Below are 12,900 nucleotides of genomic sequence, written 5' to 3' on the forward strand. Positions count from 1 at the left end.
GCGTGATGTTATGAGAAGAAATCTTGACTTAACAAGATTCAAGCGCTGGACTTCGCGATTATGCGAAGACGGGTAATGGCATCGTCGGCGTGCCTGCTCTTTCTCCTCTCTGCCTGCGGTGGTGCTGGTCAGGGTTCTCCGACGCTGCCCACGCGTGGTCCCAAACCAATCGTCGGGGTAATCCTTCCCGACCGAACGACATCCACGCGTTGGGAAGAGCAGGACCGGCCGCTGCTCACGCAGGCGTTCAACTACGCGGACATCGAACCGTTCATGGAGAACGCCGAGGGCGACGAGGCGAAGTTCGCGCAGATCGCCGACGAGATGATCCGGCGCAAGGTGAAGGTCCTGATGATCACGCCGTTGTCGGCGGCCGGCGGACTCGCGGTGCAGAAGAAGGCGAAAGCCGCGAACATCCCGGTCATCGACTACGACCGGGTGACGCTCGGCGGCCAGGCGGAGTACCACGTCGGGTTCGACAGCGTGAACGTCGGCCAGCTCCAGGCCGACGGACTGCTCGAGTGCCTCGGCAGCAAGCCGGGCGCGCAGATCATCGAGATCGAGGGCGCGCCGACCGACCACAACGCCACGCTCTTCACCCAGGGCCAGAAGTCGCGGCTGTCCTCGAAGTACGACAGCGGCGCGCTCAAGCTCGTGAAGTCGCAGCCGGTCGCCGACTGGAACAACGAACTCGGCGGGCAGCTGTTCGAGCAGATCCTGAACGAGAACGGCGGCAAGGTCGACGGCGTCGTCGCGGCGAACGACGGCCTCGCGGGCGCGGTCATCGCGGTGCTCAAGAAGAAGAACCTCAGGGTGCCGGTCACGGGCCAGGACGCCACGATCGACGGTCTGCGGGCGGTGCTCGCGGGCGATCAGTGCGTCACGGTCTACAAACCGGTGCGCGACGAGGCGGAGGCGGCCGCCCGGCTCGCCATCGCCATCGCGAAGGGCGACCTGGACGGTGCCGATGACCTCGCCACCGGCAACCTCCGGGACCCCGTGTCGCGGCGAGACGTGAAGTCCGTGCTGCTCGGCGCCACGTTGATCAAGAAGGACTCGGTGCGCGGACTGGTCACCGAGGGGGTCGTGAAGGCGGCTGAACTGTGCGCCGGCGACCTCGGACCGGTGTGCGCGCAGCAGGACATCGTCGGAGGGTGAGTCTCAGGACCTGTCCTGGTCGGGCAGGTCGTGACGGCCCGAGATGAACTCCTGCACGGCGATCTTCGCCCGGATGATCGGCTGTCTGATCCGCGCCTCCCGGCGGTAGGCGCGGGTCAGCTTCCGCGAGCCCTCCGGATACCGCCAGCGCGCCCACGGCGACCCCGGCCGCGCCAGCCGCACGGCCCCCACCGCGGGCACCACGGGGACGAGCAGCCCGAGCAGGCCCGTCCAGATCTTTCCCTTGAGCAGCGCCACGATCGCGAGGCAGAGGTTCACCCCGATCGCGATCACCCGCAGCGTGAACGTCGACGCGGGCGTCGTCTCCGGGTTGAGCTGGAGCACCTCGTCGTAGCCGAGCGGGCGCGCGCCCAGCAGGAACGTGCCGGTGAGGCCGATGGCGAGGAACACGGCGTCCACGGACAGCCTGCCCGCCTTGGTCCAGTACACGTCCCGCAGGTGCAGGATGAGCGCGAACTCGTCCAGCACCAGCGCGGCACCCACGCCGAGCCCGGCCGCGGCGGCCAGCCTGGCGCCGTACAGGTCGTCCGGGATCACCAGGCCCGTGACGCTCGACAGGAGCATCAGCACGGTGCCGAACACGACGTGGTGCACGTGCGTGTCGCCGTGCACGACGTTCCCGGGCCACCAGCGCACCTTCGCCCTGATCATGCGCACGCTGATGCGGATGAACACGAAGGTGGTCACCAAACCGATGAAGAAGAAGAGCAGTCTCTCGCTGCCGGTCACACCACGGCCCCCTGGGTCAACGACCCTCCAGGTTACCGGTTGTCGTAGTTGTTCAAGTCGCCGTGGAGGTTCGAGATCTGGATCACCGTGCCCACGACCTGGCTCTCGAGGCTGTTCTCCACGCGGTCGCGGGGGCGCTTCACCGGCCGGGCGGGGAGGTGCTTCGCGACGAGAGCGGTGAGGGTTCCGCGGACGTGGGGAGCGACGGCGACGGTGACCGACATCGTCGTCAGCTCGGACACGGGGACCTCCGCGCGATCGTTCGGGGTCTCACGGTAGCAGTGAGATTGATGGCTCGACTGCGACCAGGGAGGCGTGGTTGACTGTCCAAGGTCGTACGTTTCGTGTTCGTGGACAAACCCCGCTCGCGGAACGAGGTCGCGAGTTGTGCGGTTTCTCCAGGTTCCGGAGAAGGCGCTCTTTCGACTTGACCCGGTGGTCGCGAGCGCGATCCGGCACCTGTTAGAGGAGAAGTAGCAAGATGGCAGTACAGGGCACCGTCAAGTGGTTCAACGCGGAGAAGGGCTTCGGCTTCATCTCCCCCGACAACGGTGGCGCCGACGTGTTCGTCCACTACTCCGAGATCCAGATGAACGGCTACAAGGCTCTCGAGGAGAACCAGCGGGTCGAGTTCGAGATCGGTCAGGGCCAGAAGGGCCCGCAGGCCCAGGGCGTTCGCGCCGTCTGAGTCTGATCGATCAGCACAGCTGATCTCACGGTGAAGCCGTCTGTCCTGTATTGGACAGACGGCTTCGCTGCGTCTTGTGCCCGTTCGAACGCGATCAGTAGCTTCGGGGCATGGGGAGACTGTTCGTAGCCGCGCTGTTGCTCTTCGTGGCCGGGTGCTCCGGCGGTGCCGAGTCGGTGCCAGGGGGCTCCAAGATCGACGCCCTGCTGGCCAAGGCGCCCGTCTACGCAGGTCAGGTGACCCCTGGCTCGGCGGTGGACCGGATCAGGAAGCGGGGCGAACTGCTCATCGGTGGCTCCCAGGACGCTCCGCTGCTGTCCCAGCTCGACCCGATCAGCGGTGAGCTCACGGGCTTCGACGCCTACCTGGGCAAGCTGCTCGCGCAGTACATCGTCGGCAAGCCCTCGACGGAACTGCTCACCGCGACGTCCGAGACGCGCGAACCGTTGCTGGCCAACGGCACCGTGGACGTCATCCTCCAGACCTACACGATCACACCCGCCCGGCGGGAGCGCGTGTCGTTCGCCGGGCCGTACTACCGGTCGGGGCAGGCCATCGCGGTCCGCAAGGGCACGTCCGGTGTTTCGAAACCCGCTGACCTGGCGGGAAAGACCGTGATCGTCGGCGCGAACACCCCTGGGGTGACAGCGGTTCAGGACGCCGCGCCCACCGCGAAGATCGTCGAGTTCGGCTCCGACCCCGAGTGCGTGACGGCGCTCAAGCAGGGCCGCGGCGACGCTTACGTGCAGGACCAGGCGATTCTGGTGGCGGACGCGTCGAAGGACCCCGAGCTCGAACTCGTCGGCGAGCCGTTCACCGAGGACCCGTACGGCATCGGCATCAAGCACGGGGACACCGAGTTCACGGCGTTCGTCGACGGCTGGCTGCGCGAGATCGGCAAGTCCGGGCTGTGGCAGGAGGTCTGGCGGCAGACGATCGGCACCGTGGTCACCGGCGAGGCGCCGGCACCACCCGCGATCGCCTCATGAGCCTGGTCCTCGAAGGGTTTCTGAACACCGTCGCGCTGACCCTGCTGTCGTTCTGCGGCGCTCTCGTCGTCGGAGGGCTGGTCGCGGTGCTGCGGATCGTGCCGGTTCCGGTGTTGCGCGGGGCCGGCGCGGTCTACGTCGAGGTGTGGCGCAACGTGCCACTGCTCGCGTGGCTGGTGCTGTTCGTGTTCGGGCTGCCCGAGGTGGGCGTCACGATGCCCTTGTTCTGGACGGCTTTCACGGCGATCGCGCTGTACGAGGCGGCGTTCGTGGCGGAGGCGCTGCGGTCGGGCGTGCACGCCGTGGCGTCGGGGCAGGGCGAGGCCGCGCGGGCGTTGGGGCTCACGGTCCGGCAGTCGTTGCGGCACGTCATCCTGCCGCAGGCGGTGAAGAACGTCGTGCAGCCGCTGGCGAACATCGCGATCGCGCTGACGATGGCCACGGCACTGGCCGGTGTCGTCGGCGTGGTGGACATGACCCGTGCGGCGCAACGGATCAACCTGGAGATCGCCCAGCCGCTGCTGGTGTTCACCGGCGTCGGACTCTGCTACCTGGTGATGGCGGCGGGCATCGGGTTCGGTGCGCGCGTGCTGGAACGGCGGCTGGCCTGATGTTCGACGCTCCCGGTCCCCGGTTCCGCCGCCGGGTCTTCTGGATCTCCGCGGTGTCCGCCGCCGTGCTGGCCGGGCTGGTGGCGCTGGGGTTGTGGCGGTTCGCGGCCGGAGGCCAGCTGGAGCTGGTTCGGTGGAAGCCGTATCTGACCTGGCCGGTGTGGCGTTATCTGCTTGAAGGCCTGGGTTCGACGGTGGTGGCGGCGTGTGCGACTGGTGTGCTGGCGATGGCGGGTGGGCTGCTGCTCGCGTTGCGGCCCAACCGGTTCACGCGCGCGTACGCCGAGGTCATGCGCACTGTTCCGGTGCTGCTGCTCGTGTACGTGATGCTGTTCGTGCTGCCGTCGTTCGGCGTGAACCTGCCGTTGTTCTGGAAGCTCGTGGTGCCGCTGGCCCTGTCGCACGCGGCGTCCTACGCGGTGATCTTCCGGGCGGGCGTCGAGGCGGTCGACCCCGGGCAACGGGAGGCGGGGCTCTCGCTCGGCATGCCGGACGGGGTCGTGACACGGGTCGTGGTGCTGCCACAGGCCGTGCGGCACATGACACCGTTGCTCGTGACGCAAGCTGTCAGCCTGTTGAAGGACACCTCGCTGGGATATGTCGTGTCCTACACCGAGTTGCTGTTCAACGGCCGGGTGCTCGCGAACCACAACGGGCTGCTGATCCAGACCTTCCTCGTCGTCGCGTTCGTCTACCTCGTGGTCAACCTGGCGCTGTCCAGGCTGGCCCACCGGCTGGAGGCATCCCGTGCCCGCACTGCTCGCTGAGGTCACCCGGTCCGGGTTCGTGGAGAGCCTGCACCACGGCAGCGTCGTCGGGCTGCTGCCGTCCGGTGCCGTGGGCGTGTCGGTCGGCGCCGTGCAGGACGCGGTGCTGCCCCGGTCGTGCATGAAACCGTTCCAGGCGCTGGCGTGCCTGGCCGCGGGAGCACCGCTGGCCGGACCGTCACTGGCGATCGCCGCCGGGTCGCACACGGGGGAGAACCGGCACGTCGAGCTCGTCATGCAGCTGCTCGGCGGGTTGCCGGTGGGGTTGTTGCGCTGCCCGCCGTCGTGGCCCGAGGACGAGGACACGCGGCAACGGGTGTCGGAGCCGTCGCGGGTGCGGATGAACTGCTCCGGCAAGCACGCGGCGATGCTGGCGGCGTGCGTGGCGGCGCGGTGGCCCACGCAGACCTACCTGGAGCCCACGCACCCGTTGCAGCAGCTGGTGTTGCGCACGGTCGAGGAGTTGGCAGGGGAGTCCGTCGTGCACACGGCGATCGACGGCTGTGGAGCGCCGGTGTTCGCGTTGTCGTTGCACGGCTTGGCGCGCGCGATGCAGGGGCTCGTGCGCACGCCCGTCGCCGACGCCATGCGCGGGTTTCCCGAGTACGTCGGGGGAACCGGGCACGTGAACACCGTGGTCATGCAGCAGTTGCCGGGCGTGGTGGCCAAGGGTGGTGCGGAGGGCGTGCTGGTGCTCGCGACCGCGGCCGGGCACGCCGTGGCGGTGAAGGTGCTCGACGGCAATCCCCGCGCCACCACGGCGATCGGGCTCACGGCGTTGGCGGCCATGGGGTTCGACGTGTCGCCGGCGAAGGAATCGCTGTCCGTACCCGTGACAGGAGGTGGACAGGTCGTCGGGGAGGTCCGGGTGGTCTTCTAGAACTCCTCCGGCACGTCCAGCATCCCGAGCTGGGCCATCACCGTCGCCGTGTCGCCGTAGACCCGCTGGCAGACCAGGACGTCCTTGTCGAACAGGAAGAAACCGACCATCCTGACCTTGAACGACCGTCCGGTCACCTCCTCGCCGGTGAGACTGCCGAGGTGCGTGCCCTGCAGCTCGAACTCGAGGATCACGGCGTTGTCCGCGTGGTGGACGTCGATGACCTTGTTGCGCTGGTCGGGGAAGGCGGCGCGGGTGCGCTGCCAGTAGTCCCAGACCGCGTCCACGCCGTCGAGGACCTGCCCGGACGCCATGATCTCGTAGCGGGGGTGGGGGAACGTGTTCAGGGAAGTGTCGAAGTCGAACTGGTTCTGCGACTCCATGTGCTCCAAGACGATCGCTTCACGCAGCGCTCTGAGCGCCTTGGACTCGGTCATGCCGGCCGACCCTCCTACGTACGCCGTACGTCGCAGGGAAGCTACTCCACGTCGTATGGTCTCCGCCAGTGTCCTCCACTCGTGAACCGTTGACCCGCGACCGCATCGTCGATGCGGCCGTGCGGCTGATCGAACGCGAGGGCGTCGAGGCCGTGTCGATGCGGCGGCTCGCCTCCGAGCTCGGCGCGGGCACGATGTCGCTGTACAACCACGTGCCGAACAAGGCGGTGCTGGTCGACCTCGCGGCCGAGCGGATCATGGCGGACGCGCGGCCGTACCACGTGGACAGCGACGACTGGCGTGATCACATCCGCGCGCACGCCCGTGCGGTGCGCGAACTGGCACGGCGGCACCCCCGCGCGTTCGTGCTGCTGGCGACCCGGCGGCTGAGCTCCGAGGCGGGGTTCCGGACGATCGAGGCGGCGCTGCTGAACTTCGACCGCGCGGGTTTCCGCGGCAGGATCGCCGTCGGGATGATGCGGGCGATGGTGTCGTACCTGCTGGGGACGTTGATGCGGGAGGTCGCGACGTCGCCGGAGCTCGGCGGGATCGCGTTGTCGCAGTACGCGGACGTCGACGTGTCGGCGTTCCCGCTGTCCGCCGGGGTGATCGGCGAGCTGGCGACCTACGACCACGACCAGGAGTTCGAGTGCGGGCTCGAACTCCTGATCGCGGGTTTGGAGCGCTACCAGTCCTAGGGGCGCATCTCGTACTGCCCGGAGAGCGCTTCCACCTGCTGCCAGACGGCGTCGAAGCGGGCCTGGTCGACGTGCGGCTTGCGGATCTGGCCGACGGCCCACCGCTGCTGGGCCTCGGTGCTGCTGGCCTTGCCGTGCAGGGCGGTCGCGTAGCCCGAGAAGTCGCGGACCAGGACGTCGAAGACCTGGTCCAGCACGTGCTGGTCGGTGCCCGTGATCTTGGCCTGCTCCAGGACGAGCTGGCCGTAGACGACCAGGGTGAAGAGGTGGCCGAGGTTCAGCAGGAAGTCGAGGTCCTTCTGCTGGGCCTCGTCCGGCGCGGCCGTGGTGAGCAGGGTCTTGATGGCCTTGGCCTGCTCGTGGAACAGCGCCACGTTGGGCAGGTGGGCGTGCTCGGCGTAGATCGGCTCCCAGTCGTGGAACTGGACCTTGCCGAGGCCGCGCGCCGGGCCCTGGTGCCAGAAGAAGTCGTCGTCGCTCGCGTCGTGGCGGGTCGGGACCTCCTCGTACCGCGCGGGGTTGAAGAGGTAGTTCGGCATGAACTTGAGCACCAGGGCCAGGTTCACGTGCACGGTGCCCTCGAGCTTGGGCAGCGCGCGGATGTCGGCCGTGGCGCGGGTGAAGTAGGTGTCCTTCTCGAAGCCCTTGGCCGCGATGACGTCCCACAGCAGGTCGATGACGTGCTCGCCCTCGCTCGTGACCTTCATCTTGGTGATGGGGTTGAAGAGGAGGTAGCGGCGGTCGTTCTCGTTCGCCGACCGGAAGTAGTCGACCGACCTGTCCGCGAAGAGCTTCATGGCGGTGAGGCGGGCGTAGGCGTCCACGAAGTTCTGGCGCACGTGCGGGAAGTCCGTGACCGGGTTGCCGTAGAGGATCCGGTTGTGGGCGTGGGTGATCGCCTCGTAGAACGAGTGCTCGCAGATGCCGATGCTCGCCGTGCAGAGGTTGAACTTGCCGACGTTGACGGTGTTGAGCGCGGCGGAGAACGCGTCCGGTCCGCGGTGCAGGATGTCCGCGTCGGTGAGGGGGTAGCCGTCGAGCTTGAACTCGCTCACGAACATCTGGCTGTCGACGACGTTCTTGACCAGCTCGAACTTCTCGTGCTGGCTGTCGACCGCGAAGAAGACGTACTCGTCGGAGTCGGCGAGCTTGCCGAAGACGCTGACCATGCCGGCGACGTTGCCGTTGCCGATGTAGTACTTGCCGCCGGTGGCCTCGTAGCCGGTGCCGGTCTTCGTGACGATCATGTCGGTGCTGTAGACGTCGGCGCCGTGCTCCTTCTCGGAGAGGCCGAACGCGAAGACGGCGCCGGAGTCGAGCAGCGCGGCGGCCTTCTGCTTGGCCTCTTCGTTGCCGCTCATCCAGATCGGGCCGAGGCCCAGCACCGTGACCTGCCAGGCGTACCAGTACTGCAGGCCGTAGAAGCCGAGCACCTCGCTGAACGCGGCGTTGCGGGCGGCGTCCCAGCGCTTGGTCCCGTCGACGCTGCTCGGCGTGCAGAAGGTGGCGAAGAGCTTCTCGCGCTTCACGAAGTCGAGGAACTCGGTGTACCAGACCTTGTCCTGCGCGTCCGCGATGAGCTGCCGCTTGCCGCGGGCCTCGAACCAGTCGACGGTCGCCCTGAGCAGGCGGCGGGTCTCGTCGTCGAGGTGGGCCGGGTCGTAATGGTTCGGGTCGAGCAGCACTGTGCGCCTCCTTGCGTCTCTGCGTTCGGACGCTACCAGTGAGTAACTTGTGGGTCTACGTGGGGTTTCCCTCTCGCTCAGAAATTGTCGGACCCCCGGCGTAGCGTGCTCCGCATCACATCTTCTGCCGAGGAGGCGAGCGTTGCGATGACGGTGGTGGTGGCGATCGGTACGCGCAAGGGGCTGTGGCTCGCCCGCAGCGAGGATCGGGTCTCGTGGCAGGTCGACGGCCCGCACCACGCGATGCAGGAGGTGTACGCCGTCGCGTTCGACTCCCGCGAGGGCCTGCGCCTGCTGGCCGGCGTCTCCTCCCCGCACTTCGGTCCGGGCGTCTCCCTCTCGGACGACCTGGGCGCCTCCTGGGAGGAGTCCTCGACACCGCCGATCGCGTTCCCGGTGCAGGACGCGTCGCTGGAACGCGTCTGGCAACTCCAGCCGGCCCCCGCCTCGCAACCGGGCGTCGTCTGGGCGGGCACCCAGCCGTCCGCCCTGTTCAAGTCCACCGACGGCGGCCGCTCGTTCGAGTTCGTCGAGGGCCTCTGGAACCACCCGCACCGCCCGGACTGGGGCGAGGGCTTCGGCGGCCAGGCGGTCCACACGATCGTCCCCGACCCGGCCGACCCGGACCGCGTGCTCGTGGCGATGTCGACCGGCGGCGTCTACCGCACCGCGGACGGCGGCAAGTCGTGGGAAGCCCGCAACAAGGGCATCAAGGCCTACTTCTACCCGGACCCCTGGCCGGAGTTCGGCCAGTGCGTCCACAAGGTGGCCCAGCACCCGGCCCTGGCTTCTCGTTTCTACGCCCAGAACCACCACGGCGTCTACCGCAGCGACGACGGAGGCGACACCTGGCAGTCCATCGCCGCCGGGCTCCCCACCGACTTCGGCTTCGCGATGGTCGTCCACCCCCACGACCCGGACACGATCTTCACCTTCCCGATCGAGGCGGACGGCCGCCGCTTCCCGCCGGAGGGCAAGTGCCGCGTCTACCGCTCGACGGACGCGGGCGCCACCTGGACAGCGCTGGGAGCCGGCCTGCCGGACACCTTCTACTCCGCCGTCATGCGCGACGCGATGTGCACCGACGACGCACCGGTCTCCGGCGTCTACTTCGGCTCCCGCTCGGGCGAGGTCTACGCGAGCCCCGACGAGGGCGAGACCTGGCACCAGGTGGCGGCCCACCTGCCGGACGTGATGGCGGTGCGGGCGGTGGTGGTCCCGTCGTGAAGGTGACGGTCCTGATCCCCGGCGTGCTGCGAGGCGTGGTGGACGGCGCCGCCTCCGTGGAGGTCGACGTGCCGCCCCCGGCCACCCTGGGCGCGGCCCTGGACGTGCTCGCCGCCAGCTATCCGGGCCTGGACCGCAGGCTGCGGGACGAGCGGGCGGGGCTGCGGCGGTACGTGAACTTCTACGTCAACGGGGAGGAGTGCCGCCGGCTGGAGGGCCCGGGCACGCCGCTGCCGGAGGGGACGGAGGTGCAGATCCTGCCGAGCGTGGCAGGAGGCTGACCGCCACCGCGCCCGCCACGCTGCCGTCGGCGCACGCCACACCGCATCTCGACCGCCGACCCTCCACCTTCTAGCCTGCTCGCGGCGCTCTGTCCGCCGTCCTGACCCGCCCACCTGCCGTCAGCTCCACCTACCCCGCCGTCCCCAACCTCTTTGCCCACCAGCCGCCCCGCGAAGCCCGAGCCCGCATCCAGCCGTGCCACCAAACCCAAGTCCCGCCGCGGCTAGATCAGCAGGAGCGACTTGCCGAGCGTCGTGCGTTCCTCCAGCGCCCGATGCGCCTTTTCCGCCTCTGCCAACGGATACGTAGCACTGATCACCGGCCGGATGCGCCCCTCCAGCGCGAGGGCGAGCGCGTCAGAAAGGAGCCCCCGCACGACGTCAGCCGCCGGCGCCCCCGCCGCCAGCACGTCGTCGACGTGCACCCGCCGCCGCGAGGCTTCGGCCGGATCGATGGTGGTGAGCCCGTCCGACGACCCGTACGTGACGAACCGCCCGCCCTCGGCCACGGCGTCGAACGTGGCCTTGCCGAGCGCGCCACCCGCTCCGTCGTAGGCGAGGCCGACGCCACCGGACACCTCGCGGACCTGGTGCTGCCAGCCGTCCACCGAGTAGTCGACGGTCACCTCGGCGCCCAGTTCGCGGGCCAGGTCCAGCTTGCGCTGCCCGCGAGCGGCGGCGATGACGCGCGCCCCGGCGCCGGACAGGAGCTGAACCAGCAGTGACCCCGCACCGCCTGCCGCCGCCGACACCAGGACCCACGCGCCCGGCACGATCTCCGCCCGGCGCACCAGCAGCAGGGCGGTCGCGCCGTCGTGGATCAACGAAGCGGCCGTCGTGGACGGCAGGTCGGCCGGTACGGCGACGAGGTTCTCGGCCGCGAAGGCGACCCGTTCGGCGTAGGCCCCCGCGCCTCGGGCGATGACGCGCCTGCCCACCCACGCCGGGTCGACGTCGGACCCGACGGAGAGCACCACGCCCACACCGCCGAGGCCCGGCACGTACGGCAGCGTCAGCGGGAAGTACTCCTGGCCCCAGCCGCCGCGCAGCAGGGTGTCCAGGAAGATCACGTCGGCGACCTCCAGGGCGACCACGGCCTGTCCCGGGCCCGCCGAAGGCGCCGGGACCTCTTCCACGCGGAGCACCGAGGCCCCGCCGAACTCGTGCACGCGCACAGCCCGCATCTGCAACCCCCACCTCGAACAACCTGGTCGCAGCCCACCGTAAAAGCTCCAGATTGGTCGAGATCAAGGGTCAGACGGCGGCGAAGTCGTCGAGCAGGGCCGACGCCACCTCCACGTCCGGGCTGAGCTGGCGGTCGGACATGTCGGGGTTGAGCTTCGACTCCGCCGCCTCGAAGGCGGCCCGCAGACCCGGCGACGGGGGAACGATGCCGCGCAGGCGCAGCGCCCGGACGGCGGCCACCACCTCGCAGGCGAGCACCAGGCGGAACGCGCCCAGCGAGCGCAGGGCCTGGGACGCCGACTGGAACGCGAAGCTCGAGTTCTCCTCCTGGCCGCGCGACACCACGGCGTTGCCGATGCTCGCGGGCTCGGCGAGGGTGCGGACCTCGGCGAGCGCCGAGTTGGCGCTGTACTCGAGGATCATCACGCCCGAACTGCCGCGCACACCTTCGGCGAGGAACGGGCGCAGGCCGGTGAAGTTCGGCTCGACCAACGTGGCGAGGCGCGCGGTCGAGAGGTGGCCGGTGTGCAGCATCGCCAGGCGCAGGCGGTCCAGCGCCTGGCCGAGGTATGCGCTGTGGAACGCGCCGTGGTGGTACGCCGCGTCGTCCTCGGGACCGAAGTGGTCGGCGACGATCAGCGGGTTCTCGGCGGCGGCGTTGAACTCGACGTCCAGCACGCGGCTGAGGTCGGTCGCGGCGTCGACGGCCGGGCCGTGGATCTGCGGGAAGCAGCGGTAGCCGAACGGGTCCTGGATGCGGGCCGGTGGGAGCGGCGGTTCGCCGATCAGGCGGCGCATCTCGGCGGCGACCGCGACCTGGCCGGGGTGCGGGCGGCCGAGGTGGACGCGTTCGTCGTAGGCCTCGACGGCGCCGTCGACCGCGAGGAACGACAGCGCGGCCACGACCTGGGTCGCCTTCAGCAACTGGTGCGCGTCCTGCCAGGCCAGGCCCGCCATGCCGATCGTAAGGGCGTTGCTGCTGATCAACGCCAGCGCGTCGCCCGAGTCGAGCTCGATCGGGTCCGGGGTCTGGGTGGACCCGAGCCAGTAGCGTTCGCCGAGCAACGTCAGGCCCGTCTCGGCCAGCGCGGTCAGGTCGCCGGTGCCGATCGCGCCGTATTCGTGGACGCCGGGGTAGCAGCTGCTGTTCAACGCGGCCAGCAGCGCGTCGGCCACGGCCATCCGCACGCCTGCACCACCCGCCAGCAGCTGGTTCAACCGGACGACCATCATCGCGCGCACCTGCTCCTCGGGCAGCATGCCGCCGAGGCCTCCCGCGTGGCTGCGCAGCAGGCGCAGACCGTGCTCGGCCCACCCCTCGGTGCTGACGATCTGGTCGCGGTTCGCGCCCACGCCGGTCGTGCGGCCGTACACCTGTCGTCGCACCACAAGACGCTGGCTGGCGTGCCAGGACGCGTCGAGCCGTGCGAGTCCGTCAGCGTGGAGGGTCACCGGGGCGTGGTACCGCGCGACGCGCACCACGTCGTCGGCGTTCAGGGACTGACCGTCCAGCACGACAGGGGAGTCTTCGACCATGGCCCCAA

General features: G+C 69.4%; 15 protein-coding genes. 9 read left to right on the forward strand and 6 right to left on the reverse strand.

Features of this window, described 5'->3' with window-relative positions:
- The first annotated feature begins 75 nt into the window (after nucleotides 1-75).
- On the forward strand, nucleotides 76-1,158 hold the full coding sequence (locus QSK25_RS12720) for a sugar ABC transporter substrate-binding protein (RefSeq protein WP_285638186.1): 1,083 nt from the start codon (nucleotides 76-78) through the stop codon (nucleotides 1,156-1,158).
- 3 nt (nucleotides 1,159-1,161) lie between these two features.
- On the opposite strand, the gene QSK25_RS12725 is transcribed toward QSK25_RS12720, so the two are convergent.
- Entirely contained in the window at nucleotides 1,162-1,866 is a 705-nt protein-coding gene (locus tag QSK25_RS12725; protein ID WP_285638188.1) for a hypothetical protein, read from the reverse strand.
- A 74-nt stretch (nucleotides 1,867-1,940) separates the two neighbouring features.
- The gene (locus tag QSK25_RS12730; RefSeq protein ID WP_285638190.1) at nucleotides 1,941-2,150 is read right to left on the reverse strand and encodes a hypothetical protein; all 210 of its coding nucleotides are present in this window, start codon (nucleotides 2,148-2,150) and stop codon (nucleotides 1,941-1,943) included.
- Between the two features lie 239 nt (nucleotides 2,151-2,389).
- Here QSK25_RS12730 and QSK25_RS12735 point away from each other — a divergent pair, with 239 nt between their 5' ends.
- The 5 genes from QSK25_RS12735 to QSK25_RS12755 all read left to right on the forward strand — a co-directional run bounded on the left by QSK25_RS12735 (nucleotide 2,390) and on the right by QSK25_RS12755 (nucleotide 5,843).
- A complete protein-coding gene (locus QSK25_RS12735; RefSeq protein WP_030468404.1) occupies nucleotides 2,390-2,596 on the forward strand; it encodes a cold-shock protein in 207 nt (68 codons plus the stop codon).
- A 110-nt stretch (nucleotides 2,597-2,706) separates the two neighbouring features.
- Nucleotides 2,707-3,585, forward strand: a complete 879-nt coding sequence (locus QSK25_RS12740; protein WP_285638200.1) for a glutamate ABC transporter substrate-binding protein — start codon at nucleotides 2,707-2,709, stop codon at nucleotides 3,583-3,585.
- Nucleotides 3,582-4,196: an amino acid ABC transporter permease gene (locus tag QSK25_RS12745; RefSeq protein WP_285638202.1), complete on the forward strand. Its 615-nt coding sequence runs from the start codon at nucleotides 3,582-3,584 to the stop codon at nucleotides 4,194-4,196. The genes QSK25_RS12740 and QSK25_RS12745 overlap by 4 nt, the downstream gene beginning before the upstream one ends.
- The gene (locus QSK25_RS12750) at nucleotides 4,196-4,963 is read left to right on the forward strand and encodes an amino acid ABC transporter permease (RefSeq protein WP_285638204.1); all 768 of its coding nucleotides are present in this window, start codon (nucleotides 4,196-4,198) and stop codon (nucleotides 4,961-4,963) included. Before QSK25_RS12745 ends, QSK25_RS12750 begins: the two co-directional genes overlap by 1 nt.
- Nucleotides 4,944-5,843 carry an asparaginase gene (locus QSK25_RS12755; protein ID WP_285638206.1) on the forward strand — a complete coding sequence of 300 codons (900 nt, stop codon included), beginning with the start codon at nucleotides 4,944-4,946 and terminating at the stop codon, nucleotides 5,841-5,843. The genes QSK25_RS12750 and QSK25_RS12755 overlap by 20 nt, the downstream gene beginning before the upstream one ends.
- On the opposite strand, the gene QSK25_RS12760 is transcribed toward QSK25_RS12755, so the two are convergent.
- The gene (locus tag QSK25_RS12760; RefSeq protein ID WP_285638208.1) at nucleotides 5,840-6,280 is read right to left on the reverse strand and encodes an ester cyclase; all 441 of its coding nucleotides are present in this window, start codon (nucleotides 6,278-6,280) and stop codon (nucleotides 5,840-5,842) included. The two genes, QSK25_RS12755 and QSK25_RS12760, sit on opposite strands and share 4 nt — an antisense overlap.
- A gap of 68 nt (nucleotides 6,281-6,348) precedes the next feature.
- Between QSK25_RS12760 and QSK25_RS12765 the strand changes: the two genes are divergently transcribed.
- Nucleotides 6,349-6,978: a TetR/AcrR family transcriptional regulator C-terminal domain-containing protein gene (locus QSK25_RS12765; RefSeq protein ID WP_285638210.1), complete on the forward strand. Its 630-nt coding sequence runs from the start codon at nucleotides 6,349-6,351 to the stop codon at nucleotides 6,976-6,978.
- Here QSK25_RS12765 and QSK25_RS12770 read toward each other — a convergent pair.
- Entirely contained in the window at nucleotides 6,975-8,663 is a 1,689-nt protein-coding gene (locus tag QSK25_RS12770; protein WP_285638216.1) for an acyl-CoA dehydrogenase family protein, read from the reverse strand. The genes QSK25_RS12765 and QSK25_RS12770 overlap by 4 nt on opposite strands.
- Nucleotides 8,664-8,810: 147 nt before the next feature.
- Between QSK25_RS12770 and QSK25_RS12775 the strand changes: the two genes are divergently transcribed.
- Both QSK25_RS12775 and QSK25_RS12780 read left to right on the forward strand, forming a co-directional pair.
- The gene (locus QSK25_RS12775; protein ID WP_285638223.1) at nucleotides 8,811-9,890 is read left to right on the forward strand and encodes a WD40/YVTN/BNR-like repeat-containing protein; all 1,080 of its coding nucleotides are present in this window, start codon (nucleotides 8,811-8,813) and stop codon (nucleotides 9,888-9,890) included.
- On the forward strand, nucleotides 9,887-10,171 hold the full coding sequence (locus tag QSK25_RS12780) for a MoaD/ThiS family protein (RefSeq protein WP_285638225.1): 285 nt from the start codon (nucleotides 9,887-9,889) through the stop codon (nucleotides 10,169-10,171). Before QSK25_RS12775 ends, QSK25_RS12780 begins: the two co-directional genes overlap by 4 nt.
- A gap of 224 nt (nucleotides 10,172-10,395) precedes the next feature.
- Here QSK25_RS12780 and QSK25_RS12785 read toward each other — a convergent pair whose 3' ends face one another.
- Both QSK25_RS12785 and QSK25_RS12790 read right to left on the reverse strand, forming a co-directional pair.
- Nucleotides 10,396-11,355, reverse strand: a complete 960-nt coding sequence (locus tag QSK25_RS12785) for a zinc-binding dehydrogenase (protein ID WP_285638227.1) — start codon at nucleotides 11,353-11,355, stop codon at nucleotides 10,396-10,398.
- Nucleotides 11,356-11,425: 70 nt separating this feature from the next.
- Nucleotides 11,426-12,892 (reverse strand): aromatic amino acid ammonia-lyase, encoded by a 1,467-nt coding sequence (locus QSK25_RS12790; protein WP_285638229.1) that lies wholly within the window; start codon nucleotides 12,890-12,892, stop codon nucleotides 11,426-11,428.
- Nucleotides 12,893-12,900: the final 8 nt, after the last annotated feature.

The sequence above is a fragment of the Lentzea sp. NBRC 102530 genome (assembly GCF_030269365.1).
GTDB lineage: Bacteria > Actinomycetota > Actinomycetes > Mycobacteriales > Pseudonocardiaceae > Lentzea.

Bases quoted from the DNA above. Each gene is read 5' to 3' on its own strand.
- QSK25_RS12790 (WP_285638229.1), bottom strand. From the start codon at position 12,892: ATGGTCGAAGACTCCCCTGTCGTGCTGGACGGTCAGTCCCTGAACGCC.
- QSK25_RS12735 (WP_030468404.1), top strand. From the start codon at position 2,390: ATGGCAGTACAGGGCACCGTCAAGTGGTTCAACGCGGAGAAGGGCTTC.
- QSK25_RS12740 (WP_285638200.1), top strand. From the start codon at position 2,707: ATGGGGAGACTGTTCGTAGCCGCGCTGTTGCTCTTCGTGGCCGGGTGC.
- QSK25_RS12720 (WP_285638186.1), top strand. From the start codon at position 76: ATGGCATCGTCGGCGTGCCTGCTCTTTCTCCTCTCTGCCTGCGGTGGT.
- QSK25_RS12785 (WP_285638227.1), bottom strand. From the start codon at position 11,355: ATGCGGGCTGTGCGCGTGCACGAGTTCGGCGGGGCCTCGGTGCTCCGC.
- QSK25_RS12760 (WP_285638208.1), bottom strand. From the start codon at position 6,280: ATGACCGAGTCCAAGGCGCTCAGAGCGCTGCGTGAAGCGATCGTCTTG.
- QSK25_RS12775 (WP_285638223.1), top strand. From the start codon at position 8,811: ATGACGGTGGTGGTGGCGATCGGTACGCGCAAGGGGCTGTGGCTCGCC.
- QSK25_RS12745 (WP_285638202.1), top strand. From the start codon at position 3,582: ATGAGCCTGGTCCTCGAAGGGTTTCTGAACACCGTCGCGCTGACCCTG.
- QSK25_RS12750 (WP_285638204.1), top strand. From the start codon at position 4,196: ATGTTCGACGCTCCCGGTCCCCGGTTCCGCCGCCGGGTCTTCTGGATC.